General features: G+C 71.3%; 1 protein-coding gene and 1 pseudogene. Both read right to left on the bottom strand.

Annotation, left to right across the window (positions count from 1 at the left end):
* A partial coding sequence (locus BN3789_RS13540; protein ID WP_147569748.1) for a zinc ribbon domain-containing protein occupies nucleotides 1-276 on the bottom strand: 276 nt, incomplete at its 3' end.
* A gap of 73 nt (nucleotides 277-349) precedes the next feature.
* Nucleotides 350-1,045 (bottom strand): annotated as a pseudogene (locus tag BN3789_RS12935) (hypothetical protein); the annotation flags it as partial.

Raw genomic sequence — 1,045 nt, 5'->3', positions numbered from 1 at the left:
CTCGTGGAGATCTGGGGGCCTGTGGTGGGGCGTGCGGGTGGTGTTTTGTGTCAGAGGCCGGCGGGGCGGGGGAGAAAATGGGGTGGGGGGGAGTGGGGCGGGGGCGGGGGCGCTGCTCGCGGGCTCGCCGGGTACCTCGTAGATGGGCGCCTCGGGTGCGGCGGCTTCAGTCGCGGGGGCCGAGGCGGGCTCGGTGGCCGTGGGGAGCGCGGCTCCGCAGCTCGGGCAGAATGCCGAGCCCTCGGGGGATTCCTTCCCGCATTTGGGGCAGAACATGGTCTTCCTCCTCTGATCGTTTGCTTTCGAAAGGGGCTTGTCGCGGCGCGGGCGCCGCTGCACTCCCGCGGCCTTACCGCGGCGCGGTGTACGCGTAGATGTTGCGCGCGGGCGTGCCGTCGTCCCAGCAGTTCGCGTAGGCGACGGTCTCGCCGTCCTGCTGGAACTCGATGTAGGTGGTGTACGCGTCCGCGCCCTCCCAGTAGGTGGGCTCGCCGACCGTGTAGGTGATGGACGGGTCGTCCGGCACTTTGAGCGCGGCGCGGGCCGTGGCGACGAACGCCGCCTCGTCGTCGGCGGGCTGCGTGGTCGCTGCCTCGGCCTCTGCGGACTTGAGGGTGATGGTGGCGAAGTCGGGGTCGGTCACGCCGTTGGCGACGGAGACGAACGTGTCGCCCTCGAAGTGGCCGTCGGTGGCGAAGAACGGCGCGCCGACGGCGAAGAGGTACACCCCGCTGCCGTCGGGCGCGGTGCCGACGTTCGTGGTGTAGCGGTCCTGCCAGGGGCCGCCCACGATGACGGTCTCTCCGCCCACGTTGCCGTCCATGCCGATGTTGGGCCCGGTGACGTGGAACTGGTACTGCACGGTGCCGTCGCCGTTGTCGACGGGGCCCTCGACGTACCACGTGCTCGCCTCGCCGCCCTCGCTGTAGGTCCAGCCGTCGGGCACGTCGACGTAGAACCATTCCGTCTCATAATCGTGCTGCTCTGCGGCCACCGGCTCGGCGGGCGCCTCCTCCGGCGCCTCGACCGGGGCGCTGCCCTCCGC

This window comes from Collinsella ihumii, from assembly GCF_900046475.1.
GTDB classification, from domain to species: Bacteria; Actinomycetota; Coriobacteriia; order Coriobacteriales; family Coriobacteriaceae; genus Collinsella; species Collinsella ihumii.
Note: the sequence above shows the minus strand (reverse complement) of the source record. Positions and strands in the feature narration are given on the sequence as shown.